Origin of the sequence: Pontibacter litorisediminis, from assembly GCF_029360645.1 — a bacterium.
Classification (GTDB): Bacteria; Bacteroidota; Bacteroidia; order Cytophagales; family Hymenobacteraceae; genus Pontibacter; species Pontibacter litorisediminis.
In genome coordinates this window covers 91279-105676 of record NZ_JARDUA010000007.1, presented here as the reverse complement: position 1 = coordinate 105676, position 14398 = coordinate 91279, and the positions used below count along the sequence as shown (strand labels likewise).

Sequence of the window (14398 nt, the reverse complement as noted above, 5' to 3'; positions counted from 1 at the left end):
CAGCGGTGCTGTTTATACTTTAAAACTGTACTTAGGCTGCTGCAGTAGCCAGCATTTTACCCATTATACTTTCATATCGTGACGTTTACCGACCAAATGGGCCACCAGATCACGCTGTCGCAGTTGCCACAGCGCATTGTATCGCTGGTGCCATCCCAAACAGAGCTTTTATTCGATCTGGGCTTAGCCGACCGGGTGGTGGGCGTAACCAAATTCTGCATCCACCCTAAAGAGCAGGTAAAGCAGAAGGCCAAGATCGGCGGCACCAAGAACTTTCATTTGGAGAAGATAGATGAGCTGCAGCCCGACCTGATCATCGGCAACAAGGAAGAGAACTACAAGGAAGGCATTGAACAGCTGCAGCAGAAGTATAAAGTATGGATGAGCGACATTTATACGTTAGAGGACGCGCTGGAAATGCTGCGGCAGGTGGGCCAGCTGACAGGCACGGAGGACAGCGCCGCTGAACTGGAGCAAGGTATAAAACAGGGCTTTGCACAGCTGCAGCCGGTGCAGCCAGGTATAAAAACGGCTTATTTTATCTGGCGCAAGCCTTACATGGCGGTTGGCAGCCACAACATCATCGACCATATACTCAGCCGCTGTGGCTTTACGAACGCTTTTGCCGATTTGGAACGCTACCCGGAGATTTCGCCAGAGCAACTGCAGCGGACCGGTCCACAGCTCATACTTCTATCATCGGAGCCCTACCCTTTCAAAGAGAAGCACATAGCCGAGTTCCGGGAGCTGTGCCCGCAGGCAAGTATAAAAGTGGTGGACGGCGAGATGTTCAGCTGGTATGGCAGCAGGCTGGCGAAGGCACCGGCATACCTGCAGCGGGTAATAGATGAGGTGGAACAGGAGCTGAAAATTTAATCACAGCTATGGCTTTAAGTGCCACAGGTTATGCTGCCGCTAAACTTGCGACATAAACTTGTATCAACTGTTTCTACAGCTTCCGCAGCAGCTGCCGTGCCCTTTCCGACACCGCCTCAAAATAAGCCACGTCCGCCTGCACCTGTTCGGCAGTTTTGCCCAGCACCTCCCGCTTGTTTAGGGGGTCAATTAAAGAGGTAAGCGTTATCACCTTTCGCAGCCACTGTTTCTGCCCGGCTTCCATAGTTTGCAGGTCCAACTCCTCCAGCCGCTGCACCAGCTTTTCCCGAAAGTCCTTTTGCTCTATCGCCTCCTCCTCCAGCAGGCGCATGATGGCCGCCACGGCCTCGTCTTCGTGCGGGGAGTGCAGCGCTACCTGAATGAGTTCCTCCGTAGTGGGAAGCGGCAGCCGGATGAGCAGCTCATAGCCTCCCCCGCTGCTTTGCTCTCCCGCGGTGGTATAGCATTTCATCCAGAACCTGCCTGCGGCAGCTTCCTTATACACAGCCGCCAGGCCGCCTGCCGCTTCTTCCATCAGCTGCATTTTGCCTATAAGTTGCTCTATCAGCCTGGCGTCTCCGTATAACTTCCGCTCCTGCATGGGCGCTACGCTTTATACGTTACCTCAAAGCCCACTTTCTCCAGGTCCTCCCAAAACCGGGGGTATGATTTGCGCACCACGCTCGGCTCCTGAACCTCGATGGGCTGCAGCAGGGCCAGTGGGGCAAAGGCCATGGCCATGCGGTGGTCCTGGTAAGTACGGAACGACAGCTCCTTCTTCTGCAGGATGCCCGGCTTCAGGTGAAACACGCCCGGCGTCACTTCCTGGAGCGACGAGTTCAGGCTCAACACCTCTATCTGCAGCGCCTGTATGCGGTCTGTCTCCTTTATGCGGAGGCTTTCCAATCCGGACATATCCACCGCTACCCCGATGCCGGCGCACAGGGCCACCACGGTCTGGGCCAGGTCCGGGCAGTTGGAGAAGTCCAAGGAGATGTGGCGCTCGTGCTCTTTCTTCAGTAGCCGCACACCTTTCTCACTAAACTCGGTGTACACGCCCAGGCGGTACATGATATCCACAACGGCGCGATCGCCCTGAAACGACTGCTCTTTCAGCCCCAGCAGCGTAATATCGGCCTCCTTGGCCAACGCCACAAGGCTGTACCAGTAGCTCGCTGCCGACCAGTCGGATTCCACGGTAAACTCCGCGGCTTTATACTTTTGTGGCTTCACAGTAATGGTGTTGCCGGAGAAATCAGCCGATACGCCAAAGTGCTGCATCAGCGAGAGTGTCATTTCAATGTAGGGCCGTGAGCCTATCTTGCCCTCCAGCTCCAACTCCAGCCCCTCTGGCAGCAAGGGCGCGATCATCAGCAAGGCCGAAATATACTGGCTGCTGATGTCGCTGCGTACTTTCAGGTGCTTTTTGCCGCTTCCCTTAAAGCCATTCAACTTCAGGGGCGGATAGCCTTCCTCTCCCACGTAAGCTATACTTGCACCCAGCTCCCGCAGGGCCTCCACCAGAATCTTAATGGGCCGCTGGCACATGCGCTCGGTGCCGGTCAGGGTTTTCTGCTGACCGGTGATGGCGTAGTAGGCCGTCAGGAAGCGCATCACCGTGCCGGCGTCCTCGGCGTCTATGGTTTCTGCATCGCTCTTTAGCAGGCGCTGCAGCAGCTGCGTGTCGTTGGCCTCGGAGAGGTTGTGCAGCTGCGACTCCTGCCCCGACAGTGCCGCGATGATGAGGGCGCGGTTGGCTTCGCTTTTGGAGGCTGGCAGTTTTATACTTCCGGTCAGTTTGCCGGTGGGGTGGCTAAGGGTGAGGCTTTGGCTCATAGTAAGGTATAGTAGCGTAATGATTCAACGATTTCCTGCACGGTTACCGGCTGGTCGTACACGGCTTTGCCGATGCCTTGCAGTAAGGTGCAGTTGATGGTGGAGCGGGTGTTCTTCTTGTCCTGCAGCGCCAGTTGGGCTATGTGCTGGATATCCTCCTCTGTCAAGCTTACCTTCTCGTAAACCGACACCAGAAACGTTTCTATTTTGTCCAGCTCCTCTTGCGAGAGCAGGTCATGCTTTTTGCTGATCCAGGCCTCGCAGAGCATGCCCACCGCCACGGCCTCGCCGTGCAGCAGCGCCCGCTCCGGCTTTTCCAGCAGGTAACTTTCCACGGCGTGGCCCACGGTATGGCCAAAGTTGAGGATCTTGCGCAGACCGCCCTCCAGCGGGTCCTGTTCCACCACCTTTGCTTTTATACTTACGGAATGGCGGATCAACCCCTCCCAGTCCTCTGTGAACAGGCCAATGTGGCGCTGCTCCATAAAGGCATCTTTGTCGGCAATCAGCCAGTGCTTGATGATCTCGGCGTATCCAGACTTTACCTCGCGCTGCGGAAGCGTCTGCAGAAAGGCCGGGTTGATGAACACGGCCTGCGGCTCCTGGTACACCCCGATGTGGTTCTTGAGCCCGTGAAAATCGATGCCGGTTTTACCGCCCACGCTGGCATCTACCTGCGCCAAAAGCGTAGTGGGCACCTGCACAAAGAAGATCCCGCGCTTAAACACAGCCGCGCAAAATCCACCCATATCGCCAATTACGCCGCCGCCCAGGTTCACCAGCACCGACCAGCGGTCCAGGTTCAGCTCCGTCATGCGCTGCCAGATGTGCTCGCACGTTTGCAAGGTTTTGTGCTCCTCGCCGCTCCGGATTTGGATCAGGTCGTGCGCGGGCAAGTATGGCTTCAGGATAGGATAACAGTGGTGCAGCGTGTTCTCATCCACCAGCACCGCCACCTTGCTGAAGGCCCGGTTCTTCAGTAGCTCTGGCAACTCCTGCAGCGCCTCCTGGCCTATATGTATCGACTCAATCATGAAGGTTAAGGTTAGATAGCGGGAATTCATGAAATGAGAGTATGCATCCCCAACAGTGTAACGATGCAGCAATATAACAATGCTATCCTTAAACCCCGTCTAAAATCTGCGTTTGCTTGCGGATTGATTCCACGTGGATCAGTTTGTAGAGCTCTTCGATGAAAACCGTGTTCAGGCCGGCGTCCTCGGCCCATTCGCCGCGGCTCCGGAAGATCTCTTTCCAGCGCTCCAGCTGCAGCACCTGCACGTTGTTCAGCTTTTTGTACTCCCCTATCTGCTCTACCAGCGCCATGCGGCGTGCCAGCGCGGCGATAATGTCGTGGTCGGCCGCGTCAATCTGCAAGCGCAGTTCCTCGGCACGGTTCACCAGCTCGGCGTCGTCGTAATTGGTCTTGCGCACCTGCAGGTTGGCCAGTATGGTTTTCAGTGCCTCCGGGGTCACTTGCTGCTCCGCATCGCTCAGCGCCTTGTCCGGGTTCAGGTGGGTTTCAATCATCACGCCGTCATAACCCAGGTCCAGCGCCTTCTGCGCCACGGGGAAGATCAGGTCGCGCTTGCCGCCGATGTGGCTCGGGTCCACTATAACCGGCAGGTCCTGGTAGCGCGCCTTCAGCTCGATCGGTATCTGCCACACCGGCGCGTTCCTGTACTTGAGTTTCTGGTAAGACGAAAATCCCCTGTGGATAGCCGCCAGGTCGGTAACGCCGGCATGGTAAATCCGCTCAATCGCCCCGATCCACAAAGCCAGGTCCGGGTTTACAGGGTTCTTGACCATCACCGGCACGTTTACGCCTTGCAGCGCATCGGCTATTTCCTGTACGGCAAAGGGGTTCACGGTGGTGCGGGCGCCTATCCAGAGCACGTCTATCCCCTGCTTTAGCGCCTCCTCCACGTGGCGGGCGGTGGCGACCTCGGTGGTTACCCTCATTCCCAGCTCGCGCTTCACGCGGCTCAGCCAGGCCAGCCCCTGCGTACCTACTCCCTCAAAGCTTCCCGGGCGCGTGCGCGGCTTCCAGATGCCCGCCCGGAACAGGCCAATGTTCTGCTGCTGCAGCGCTACGGCCGTCTGCATGACCTGCTCCTCGCTCTCGGCGCTGCAGGGGCCGGCAATCACCAGCGGCTGTGCTTGCCCTGCCTGCAGCTCCGTAAAAAAAGATTGTGTCTGATTAAACTTCATCAATTGCATGTATTGTTACAAAGGTAGCCGATGCGGCGCAAAAAGGCAGCCGCCAAAGTATAAAATAACCTGAAGCAACCGCGCAGTATCGTCCTAAAAGCTAAACAGCAAAGTAGCCGCCGTGGTTTATACTTTACCCAGGGTATAAATTTTAGTCTGCACAGCCCTTGCTTTGGGTTGTGTACTAGGCCCGAAGCACTATCTTTGCACCGCTAATACAACCTTACATGAACCTGATTTCCAAAGTCTCTTTCGACGATACAGCCGTCGCTTTCTCATCCAAATCCGACGCTGAGCTATATAAAATGTACCTGCTGTTTAAGGCCATGAACAGCAACACGTTTGTAAAGGCTGGGGGGGCGCTCCTCAACACCGCCCTTAACCTGCACCTGCCGGTCAAGTTCCTCATCAAACCAACCATTTTCAACCACTTTTGCGGCGGCGAGACCATTGCGGAGTCGGAGCGGGCCATAAAGGAGCTGGCGGCGTACAACATCGGCACTATTTTGGACTATTCGGTGGAGGGCGAAGGCGATGAGAAAAGCTTCGACGCCACCCGCGACGAGCTGCTGCGCACCATAGAAAAAGCGCACGACAACAAGAACATCCCGTTCTCCGTGTTCAAGATCACGGGCCTGATCGACATCAACCTGCTGGAGAAAGTGCAGAAAAAGCAGGAACTCTCGGCCGATGAGCGTGCTGCCTTTGAGCGTGGCCGCGACAGGGTAAACGCCATCTGCAAGCGCTGTTACGAGCGCGATGTGCGCGTGTTCATTGATGCGGAGGAAAGCTGGATACAGGACACGATTGATAACCTGACCTACGAGATGATGGAACTCTATAACAAGGAGAAGGCCAACATCTACAACACCTATCAGCTTTACCGCCACGACAGGCTGGACGTGCTGAAGCGTGACCATGAGCTTGCCCTTAAAGGCGGTTACCATCTGGGAGCCAAGCTGGTGCGTGGTGCCTACATGGAGAAAGAGCGCAGACGCGCCGCCCAGGAAGGATACCCGAGCCCGATCAACCTGACAAAAGAAGCCACGGATGACCTGTTCGACACTGCCCTGCACTACTGCGTGCAGCATATCGATCGCATCGCCTTCTGCAACGGCACGCATAACGAGGCCAGCTGTTACCTGCTGATGGAGCTGATGGAGGAGCACAACATCGCCCCTAATGACCCGCGCGTGTACTTTGCCCAGCTCTACGGCATGAGCGACAACCTGTCTTACAACCTGGCGAACGCCGGCTACAACGTGGCGAAGTATGTGCCCTACGGCCCTGTGGTGGAGGTAATGCCTTACCTGCTGCGCCGCGCCAACGAGAACACGGCCATTGCTGGCCAGAGCAGCCGCGAGTTTACCCTCATCCAGAGCGAGATCGAGCGCCGAAAAAAGGCAAAGCACAAGCAAAAATAAACCGAAAAGGCCAGCTGCGCATAGGCTGGCCTTTTTCTACCCCCTACCGCTTTCAGCACAGGCTAAAAAAACACCGGGCCTTGTGCAAGTATGCACAAGGCCCGGTGATGTGTTTCAGAACTATAAGCTTTCGCTGTAGTCCTTTGCTATAACTACTCGATTACTGTAGTAGAGTCAGCCTCAACAGCAGTAGTAGTATCTTCAGTTACTACTTCCTCCTCAACAACAGGAGCCTCAGTCTCTACAGTCTCAGTCTCAACTGCTTCTGTTTCAGTAGTTCCTTCGTTGTTGCAAGCTGTGAAAGAAAGAGCAAGAGCTACGATAGCGAAAGTGAATAAATTTTTCATTTTTGTGTTTGTGATTAAGTGTTTTGGTTTCGATTTTGACCTTCATACCCAAATCCGGCAGAGGTAACCCTGCTTCCCGAAAATTTTTAAAAATATTTTTTTGATGGGTTACAAAGCCCCCCGCAGCGTATTAAAATTTGATTGGAATGAAGAAGAGCTTGTATGAGACGGATGAGGCAGTGATAGAAGGCATCCGGCGCAGCGACGAAAGAGCGCTGGCCCACCTTTACAAGCTATACTTCCCGGTGATTTCTCACTTTATTTTGACGAACAGCGGAACCGATGACGAGGCCAAAGACATTTACCAGGAAGGCGTCATTGTGTTTTACGAGAAGATAAGGGACAATAGCCTGGAGCTTACGTGCCAGATAAAAACCTACCTGTACTCGGTGTGCAGAAGGCTGTGGCTGAAGCGCCTGGCAGAGAAAGGCCGCTACGCCACGAAACTGGACGAGACAGACAGCTTTGTGCCAGTGGAGGAAGACACCCAGCGCCATGAGGAGCAGGAGAGGCAGTTTGGCGTGATGGGCGAGGCGCTGGAGCAACTCGGGGAACCCTGCCGCAGCTTGCTGGAAGATTACTACATACGCACACAAAACATGCAGGACATTACCGATAAATTTGGCTATACCAATACGGACACAGCCAAGAACCAGAAGTATAAGTGCCTGCAGCGCCTGAAGAAGATATTTTTTGCCACCTATAAGCCCGAGGTCTAGCCGGGTATACATCATTCTGGGAGAGAACTAACATGTTAGAGTACCGCGCTTACGAAGAGATTGAACGCTACCTGAACGGCAAGATGGCCGCTGAGGAGAGGATTGGCTTTGAAGCCCTGCTACGCACAGATGCGCGCTTGGCAGAGCAGGTACGTGAGCACAGACAGTTACTGCAGACCATGAACGGCTTTGGCCAGCGGCAGGACCTGCGGCGGCAGCTCAACCTGATCCATGAGGAGATGGAGGCGGAGCAGACAGCTGCAACGGCCTCACCAAATGGCTGGATGGTATTCTGGAAACGCCACAAGCAGACAATGGCTGTGGCTGCCAGCGTGTCGCTGCTTTCGGTATTCGGCACGCTCTGGAGCGTACAGCAGCTAAAAGCGCCCGTACAGCAGCAGACCGCCCGTTATGTGGAGTTGCGCCGCGAGGTGGAGCGCCTGAAAAAAGCCCAGACCGCCATTATCAATGGCATTAACGATGCCAGCAAACCTGCCCCGCGCCCGGCGGCCTTTAGCGGCACCGGCTTTGCCATATCCTCCGAGGGCTACCTGGTTACCAGCTCCCACGTGGTAGAGGGCGCCGACTCGATCATGATCGAAAATAAGGCCGGGCTGAAGTACAAGGTGAGCGAGATTTACCGCGACGAGATACACGACCTTTCTATACTTAGGGTGACCGATGAGGGCTTCGAGGGCTTTGGCAAACTGCCTTACACGTTCAGGAACACGGAGAGTGAGCTGGGCGAGCGTGTCTTCACGCTCGGGTACCCGCGCGAAGACATTGTTTTTGGCGAAGGCTCCCTTAGCTCTGCCTCCGGCTTTGAGGGAGATACCACTGCCTACCAGATCTCTATTCCGCTTAACCCGGGCAACAGTGGCGGCCCCTTGCTGGACGACAAAGGCAATCTGATTGGCGTGATCAGCGGCAAGCAGGCGGGCCAGGAAGGAGCGGCCTTCGCCATCAAGTCAGCGTACCTGCTGCAGCTGATTGATGAGCTGGCTGTGACAGGTCAGGTGCAGCCTTTAACCCTCCCAAAAAATAATACACTTTCTTCTCAGGCGCGTCCACAGCAGCTCAAAAAGCTGAAAGATTACGTTTTTGTAGTGAAAGTGTATAACTAATTAGCAGAACGGTGTAACCCTTAAGTATAACCGACAATACAGCAGGAGTTACTCCCTACAAAGCCACCCGTAAACTCAACATTTTCAGCGCATTTCAGTTATAATATAGTTGAATTGATTACTCAAACTATTTGAGCAACTGTAAATAACTGAAAGCTATGAAAAAGAGAATAATTGTACCGATGGCTCTTGCTGCAACCATGCTGTTTGGCTTTGGCTGCGCAAGTTCTAACGACACGATGAACAACGACACCAGCGCCATGGACAGTGACATGTCCATGAGTGAAACCCAGACAATGGCCGGTAACGAACCTGACGCCGTGGTAGTGGAAGAGTCGGTTGTGGCGGTGCAGCCTATCGCCACCATTTCCTCCACAACCCTCTCGATGGAGAACACCACTCCGCTTGATGACATGTTCGAAAACGTAGACGATACGGAGCAGTACGATGTGATGGAACTAGCGAAGATGGAACCGAACTTGTCCACTTTCGTGACGTTGGTGGAGCAGTCGGGTCTCCAGAGTGACCTTGACCGCCTGGATGAGTATACCGTGCTGGCCCCTACCAACGAAGCCTTTGCCAAACTTCCAAAAGATAAGCTAGAGACTTTGCTAATGTCAGAGAACAGGGCTGTTCTGAAAAGCATCCTGCAGGCGCATATATTGCCGAACGAAATCGCCTCCACACAATTCGAGAACAACTCCAGGATTCAGGTAGGTGAGGATTCTTACATCCCGGTTTCAGTGGGCGTAAACAACACCAACATCACAGTGGGTGGTGCGCAGCTGGTAAAAACAAATATAGAAGCCTCTAACGGTGTCATCCACGTGATCGACAACGTGATATTGCCTAGAAACGCGCAGAACGACGCTTTACTGGGCTTCTAACGCTGCAAGTAGCACAAGCTAATTATAAAGCTCCCTTACATGTTAGGGGAGCTTTTCTTATTTCATACACATCAACAATGGCCAGAAGCGTATAACCTAGGGCAGACAATTTTTCTTAAGCACCGTCCCTTATGAAGAGCACCTTTGTGAACCTACCTTTATTGGCAGCCTTTGCCACAGCCGGCCTGCTTAGTTGCGCCAGCTCGGCAGGCAGTGCAGATACCGCGGACTCTAGCCAGACCTTAAGCCGCACCGAAGCCATGGCTGGCAGAGCAGAGGCAGACGAAGCGCAAGCCGATACCGTAACCCGGCAGATAGACTACAACGCCATGTTCTCAGGCGTAGCGAACACGGCTGCGTATGACTTAGCGGCACTGGCCAAAATGGACCCCAATTTGTCAACTTTTGCAGTGCTGATGGAGCAGGCAGACCTTACCCATGCTCTGACAGGGGAAGATGAGGAATTCACCATCTTCGCCCCCTCCAACCAGGCCTTTGCCGATTGGCCGGCAGACTCGGTGAGCGCTTTGATGAGGCCGGAGCACAAGGCCCAGCTTATCCGGCTCCTGCAGGCCCACATGCTTCTGGGCGCGCGCAGCGCCTTGAGCCTTGCCAGTAGCCAAAGTATAGAAACGAGCGGCGGCGAGTATGTTTCCGTTGAAACGGATGGCGACACCCTTACAGTTGGCGGAGCCACTGTCGTACGGCCTGATGTTCGGGCATCCAACGGTGTGCTGCATGTGGTAGACGGAGTGCTAAGAACCGCAGATGATATCGTCGTAGATCAATAGCAGTCTGCTCTTGAGGCTGGTTTTCTTAACATTTTGCCGCTGCACCGGGTAATAAAAAGAAGAACTAACCATACAGAGCATGAAGACACTCAAGATAATCACCGCCATTCTGGCCGCTTCTTTCAGCACCTGGGGTTGTGCAAGCTCCGACACCTCTGCAGCCATGGACAGCACCGTGAGCGCCGGGGGCACAACGGCAACGGAGCGTGCCACCGACAACGACACTCCTGGATCCCAGGCCCCGATGGATCCCGATACAGACATGTCGGCCGAAGGCACGACCAGAGATGTTGTCTCAGCAGACAATCCCATGGGCCGTAGGCCAAGCATTGTGGCACTGGCGCAGCAAACCCCCGAACTCTCTACTTTCCTGGATCTAATAAAGGCAGCCGATATGATCACCATACTCGAAAGCCCGGCCACTTACACCGTGTTTGCCCCTACCAACGAGGCCTTCGGGGCCCTCCCGGCTGGCACAGTAGAAGCACTGAAGCGGCCTGACAATCAACTGGAGCTGCAACGGATCATACAGTCCCATGTTCTGCCCAACCGCATCACCACTCAGGAAATGCAGGACAACATGCCCATGATGACGGCTTATGGCGAGGAAGTGATTGCTACGGTGAGAGGAGGCACGATCAGCGTAGGCAACGCCACCATCATAAAACCTGACATTAAAGCCTCTAATGGCATCATCCACATCGTGAACAGGGTGCTTGCCCCACCTGCAGAACAGGATTAGTGGCGGGCACTTCGTAACTATAGGCAAGCCTTACCCGTTAGAAATAACCATGCCGGCAAGCACTGTAAAATGCTTGCCAGTGATACATGAAACTATAAATCAAAATTGAAAAAGCTATGGTAAACAGAACTGAAAATGCGGGAATGATGACCGCTATGTTTAGGGACAGAGAAAGTGCAGAGCGTGCGTACGATGAACTGCGGGCACGCGGCTATGATAAAGATGAGATCAATGTGGTGATGTCGGACGAAGGCAGAAAGCGCCACTTCGGAGGAGAAGACAAGGATGACACCACAGAGCTTGGCAACAAGTCGCTGGAGGGTACCGGCGCAGGTTCTGCCATTGGCGGTACATTGGGTGCCATTATTGGTGCCGTGGCTGCTATCGGTACATCGGTGGCTATCCCGGGCCTTGGCTTGGTAGTGGCTGGCCCATTGGCGGCTGGTCTGGCTGGCGCGGGAGCCGGTGGCTTGACAGGTGGCCTGATCGGTGCGCTGGTAGGTGCCGGTATTCCTGAGGAAAGAGCCAAGGTATACGAGACTGGCGTGAAGGAAGGTAACATTGTGCTGGGCTTTAAGCCACACAACCCGGAAGACGCCCGTTACTTCGAGACGCATTTCCAAAAGCATAGAGGTGAGCATATCTACTACTAGGGAATAGCATACGCTTCAAAGCTAGAAATCCTGGCGTCGGCTTCAGTGGCCGATGCCAGGATTTTTTAATGCCTGCTAACCACCCCTTCTCACAAAACACACCTTTATCATATATTATATCAATAAAATATTAGTTACTATAGAGAAGGGATAAGGCTTTACTTCTCCTATTATAAAGGCTATCCTTGTTAGTCTATTATGCCTAAAGCAGTTTATTTTTGTCTGCTAGCATACTAATATCTTAAAGTTTACCGTTACAACACAAAATTTAAACCACTGGCAGCGGCGCCTACTACTTTGTGGCACTGTTTGTGCCAAATAAAAAATAACTGTAAGATACATGTATACAGTAGTACCTAACGCAGGAACACCCTTATGTATAAACTGAACCACATCCTGATCATCGATGATGATCAAATCAACAATTTGTTCTCTCAGATTGTATTAGAGGATGCTGACGTGAGCAGCATGGTATCTGTTTGCCATAGCGTGCCAGAGGCGCTGGACTTTCTGCGTTCGGCCGAAACCACCGGTGATCCGGCCTTCCCGGATTTGATCCTGCTGGACATCAGCATGCCTTCCCTGGATGGGTTTGATTTCCTGGACCGTTATTACGCGCAAGGGTACAACGAGCGGCATCAAACGTTCATCTCCATGTTTACCTCCTCCGATGAGCAGGACTACCTGCAGCGCGCCCGGAGGTATGAAGTCGTGGTCGGCTTCATCAATAAGCCGCTGTCCATTCCAACGCTTAACAACATACTTGCCCTGCAGGACAGCACCCGTGCAGAAAACAATTTGCCATAGTTTCGTATGCATGAGGGTATAACAATTTATATCTTACTAGAACCACGAACTATGAAGAATACGATGATAGCCATCTGGTGCATGGCAGGGGCTTTGTTACTCGCCTCCTGCGACTCGGGAAACAATCAAGAGCAGGCCACCGCCAATAATACAGCCTCCCAAGAAGCTACGGTCCTCGGCAACGACTCCACCATCACCGAGGACAAGCAGGAACTGATGCAGTTTGCCGCCCGCAACAACATGCTGCAGGTAGAGCTCGGCAAACTGGCTACCGCTCAGGGGACATCCGATGCTGTGAAGAATTACGGGCAGAACCTGGTGGACTGGTACTCTACCAAGCAGAAGGAGCTGCAGGACCTGGCGCAGCAGTATAGCGTTACCCTGCCCCAGCAACTGCAAGAAGACGACACCGAGCACATCACCAAGCTACGCGAGGCCGAAAACTTTAACGAAGAGTATTGGAACCAGCTGACAGAGGCCCAGAAAGACGCCATAGACGAGTTTGACGACAACCTAAAAGACGTGGACCAGGCCAGTGCCACCGCTTTCTCGATGTGGGCCCGCAATACCTTAAAAGAGCTACGCGCCCAATATGAGCAAGCCAGAGGCAGAGAGGTAGAACTGAAAAGACGCGACACGGGCATTGTGCCGGAGGAGTAAGCGTGTAGCCATACTTATAGAGGCTGAGGCCGGGAAGAACTCCCGGCCTCAGACTTTTCTGCACTTTACAAAACCTCTTTCAGCTTGCTCCAGGTGTGCTGTGCCAGCAGCTTCTGCCCTTCCGCATTGGGGTGAACGCCGTCGGGCAGGTTCAGGTGGCGGTTGCCGGCTACCCCCTCCAGCAGGAAAGGTATAAAGTGGACGTTGTTCTGCAGCGCCAGTTCCCGGAACAGCTTTCGGAACTCTGCTGCATAACGCCCCGGCACAATATCGGGTATCTCCATCCCTGAAAGTATGATCTTCACCTCCGGATACTTGTTGCGCACCTTGTTGATGATTTCCTGCAGGTTCTGGGTGGTTTCGCGGGCAGGTATGCCGCGCAGCCCGTCGTTAGCGCCCAAGGCAAGTATAAAAATGTCAATGGGCTCGTTCAGCCAGCGCTCGATGCGGTGCACGCCACCTGCAGTGGTATCACCGCTCAGGCCACCGTTCAGCACCTTATAGCCAGTGTGTCCCTCCTGCCGTAGCCGCTCCTGTAGCAGGCTGGGGTATGCCTGTGCGGCCGGCAAACCATAGCCCGCTGTCAGGCTATCCCCGAATATAAGTATGTTCTTCATATGGTTCGTTTATGCATCCGTAAACTAAGGCAATCTCCCTGCCAGACGTTCTAAAACAGCAAGGGCTGCCAGAAGTTGGCAGCCCTTGCTGTTTTAGAACGGTGCTCTGATATCATTAATCAGCCGCTTTCTCCATCTGGCGCAGGCGCTCGCAGGTGGCCATAGAGGCTTGCTTCTGCTTCTCTACCATCTGCACGACATGCTGCGGCAGCTCGGCTCTGTGGTCCAGGGCATCGTTGTAGGCTTTCTGTGCCCACTCCTCGCCTGTGATGTTAGACTTGATCACTTCCTCCTCATCGTTGCCGGCAACGGTGTTTTTCACATCCATCCAGCCACGGAAGATCTTTCCCTTGGCCGTAGTGCTGTTCTGGGTGTCGCCCCCCATTTGGCTGATGGTGCTGTTGATCTCGCTGGCAAACTGGCGGCTCTGGCTCATCAGGTCTTTGTAGTAAGACTGGTGCGCCGGGTCCTTGGTTAGTTCAGCGGCATGCTTGTAGCCTTCAATCCTGTCGTTTACAAACTGATTCAGTTCCTGCAAAACATCTATTGCTCTTTCGTTGTTATTCATAGCTTTTAAGTTTTGGTTTACAGTATCCGAAACGAAAAAACGCTGCCATCAGTTATACTATCAGCCGGAGGTGTTGCGTATGTAGTACATTAGGGCCTGTGTTATAGGATGGTTGCTGTTGCCACTATGATAAAAA

17 protein-coding genes are annotated in these 14398 nt (G+C 53.8%); 10 read left to right on the top strand and 7 right to left on the bottom strand.

What is annotated here, in order from left to right:
* Nucleotides 1-96 precede the first annotated feature (96 nt).
* Complete coding sequence (locus PXG97_RS17850; RefSeq protein WP_420851820.1) at nucleotides 97-876, top strand: ABC transporter substrate-binding protein; 780 nt, start codon at nucleotides 97-99, stop codon at nucleotides 874-876.
* Between the two features lie 73 nt (nucleotides 877-949).
* Here PXG97_RS17850 and PXG97_RS17845 read toward each other — a convergent pair whose 3' ends face one another.
* The 4 genes from PXG97_RS17845 to PXG97_RS17830 form a co-directional block, all read right to left on the bottom strand.
* Nucleotides 950-1477, bottom strand: a complete 528-nt coding sequence (locus PXG97_RS17845; RefSeq protein ID WP_276499177.1) for a hypothetical protein — start codon at nucleotides 1475-1477, stop codon at nucleotides 950-952.
* 5 nt (nucleotides 1478-1482) lie between these two features.
* A complete protein-coding gene (locus PXG97_RS17840; RefSeq protein WP_276499176.1) occupies nucleotides 1483-2712 on the bottom strand; it encodes a 3-phosphoshikimate 1-carboxyvinyltransferase in 1230 nt (409 codons plus the stop codon).
* Complete coding sequence (aroB, locus tag PXG97_RS17835) at nucleotides 2709-3746, bottom strand: 3-dehydroquinate synthase (protein ID WP_276499336.1); 1038 nt, start codon at nucleotides 3744-3746, stop codon at nucleotides 2709-2711. Before aroB ends, PXG97_RS17840 begins: the two co-directional genes overlap by 4 nt.
* Nucleotides 3747-3834: 88 nt before the next feature.
* The gene (locus tag PXG97_RS17830; RefSeq protein ID WP_276499175.1) at nucleotides 3835-4923 is read right to left on the bottom strand and encodes a bifunctional 3-deoxy-7-phosphoheptulonate synthase/chorismate mutase type II; all 1089 of its coding nucleotides are present in this window, start codon (nucleotides 4921-4923) and stop codon (nucleotides 3835-3837) included.
* 227 nt (nucleotides 4924-5150) lie between these two features.
* Between PXG97_RS17830 and PXG97_RS17825 the strand changes: the two genes are divergently transcribed.
* Entirely contained in the window at nucleotides 5151-6347 is a 1197-nt protein-coding gene (locus PXG97_RS17825; protein WP_276499174.1) for a proline dehydrogenase family protein, read from the top strand.
* Between the two features lie 152 nt (nucleotides 6348-6499).
* Here the strand turns inward: PXG97_RS17825 and PXG97_RS17820 are convergent, their stop codons facing one another.
* On the bottom strand, nucleotides 6500-6694 hold the full coding sequence (locus tag PXG97_RS17820) for a hypothetical protein (protein WP_276499173.1): 195 nt from the start codon (nucleotides 6692-6694) through the stop codon (nucleotides 6500-6502).
* A 146-nt stretch (nucleotides 6695-6840) separates the two neighbouring features.
* Here PXG97_RS17820 and PXG97_RS17815 point away from each other — a divergent pair, with 146 nt between their 5' ends.
* From PXG97_RS17815 to PXG97_RS17780, 8 genes are all read left to right on the top strand, one after another.
* Nucleotides 6841-7413, top strand: a complete 573-nt coding sequence (locus PXG97_RS17815; RefSeq protein WP_276499172.1) for an RNA polymerase sigma factor — start codon at nucleotides 6841-6843, stop codon at nucleotides 7411-7413.
* Between the two features lie 32 nt (nucleotides 7414-7445).
* Nucleotides 7446-8537 carry a S1C family serine protease gene (locus PXG97_RS17810; RefSeq protein WP_276499171.1) on the top strand — a complete coding sequence of 364 codons (1092 nt, stop codon included), beginning with the start codon at nucleotides 7446-7448 and terminating at the stop codon, nucleotides 8535-8537.
* Nucleotides 8538-8695: 158 nt separating this feature from the next.
* Nucleotides 8696-9424, top strand: a complete 729-nt coding sequence (locus tag PXG97_RS17805; RefSeq protein ID WP_276499170.1) for a fasciclin domain-containing protein — start codon at nucleotides 8696-8698, stop codon at nucleotides 9422-9424.
* Between the two features lie 131 nt (nucleotides 9425-9555).
* Nucleotides 9556-10215 (top strand): fasciclin domain-containing protein, encoded by a 660-nt coding sequence (locus PXG97_RS17800; protein ID WP_276499169.1) that lies wholly within the window; start codon nucleotides 9556-9558, stop codon nucleotides 10213-10215.
* A gap of 79 nt (nucleotides 10216-10294) precedes the next feature.
* Entirely contained in the window at nucleotides 10295-10957 is a 663-nt protein-coding gene (locus PXG97_RS17795; protein ID WP_276499168.1) for a fasciclin domain-containing protein, read from the top strand.
* 116 nt (nucleotides 10958-11073) lie between these two features.
* On the top strand, nucleotides 11074-11610 hold the full coding sequence (locus PXG97_RS17790; RefSeq protein ID WP_276499167.1) for a hypothetical protein: 537 nt from the start codon (nucleotides 11074-11076) through the stop codon (nucleotides 11608-11610).
* Nucleotides 11611-11985: 375 nt separating this feature from the next.
* Complete coding sequence (locus PXG97_RS17785; protein ID WP_276499166.1) at nucleotides 11986-12417, top strand: response regulator; 432 nt, start codon at nucleotides 11986-11988, stop codon at nucleotides 12415-12417.
* 51 nt (nucleotides 12418-12468) lie between these two features.
* Entirely contained in the window at nucleotides 12469-13077 is a 609-nt protein-coding gene (locus tag PXG97_RS17780) for a DUF4142 domain-containing protein (protein WP_276499164.1), read from the top strand.
* 65 nt (nucleotides 13078-13142) lie between these two features.
* Here PXG97_RS17780 and PXG97_RS17775 read toward each other — a convergent pair whose 3' ends face one another.
* Together PXG97_RS17775 and PXG97_RS17770 are read right to left on the bottom strand one after the other, a co-directional pair.
* Complete coding sequence (locus PXG97_RS17775) at nucleotides 13143-13694, bottom strand: arylesterase (RefSeq protein ID WP_276499162.1); 552 nt, start codon at nucleotides 13692-13694, stop codon at nucleotides 13143-13145.
* Between the two features lie 115 nt (nucleotides 13695-13809).
* Nucleotides 13810-14262 carry a PA2169 family four-helix-bundle protein gene (locus tag PXG97_RS17770; RefSeq protein WP_276499161.1) on the bottom strand — a complete coding sequence of 151 codons (453 nt, stop codon included), beginning with the start codon at nucleotides 14260-14262 and terminating at the stop codon, nucleotides 13810-13812.
* Nucleotides 14263-14398 lie beyond the last annotated feature (136 nt).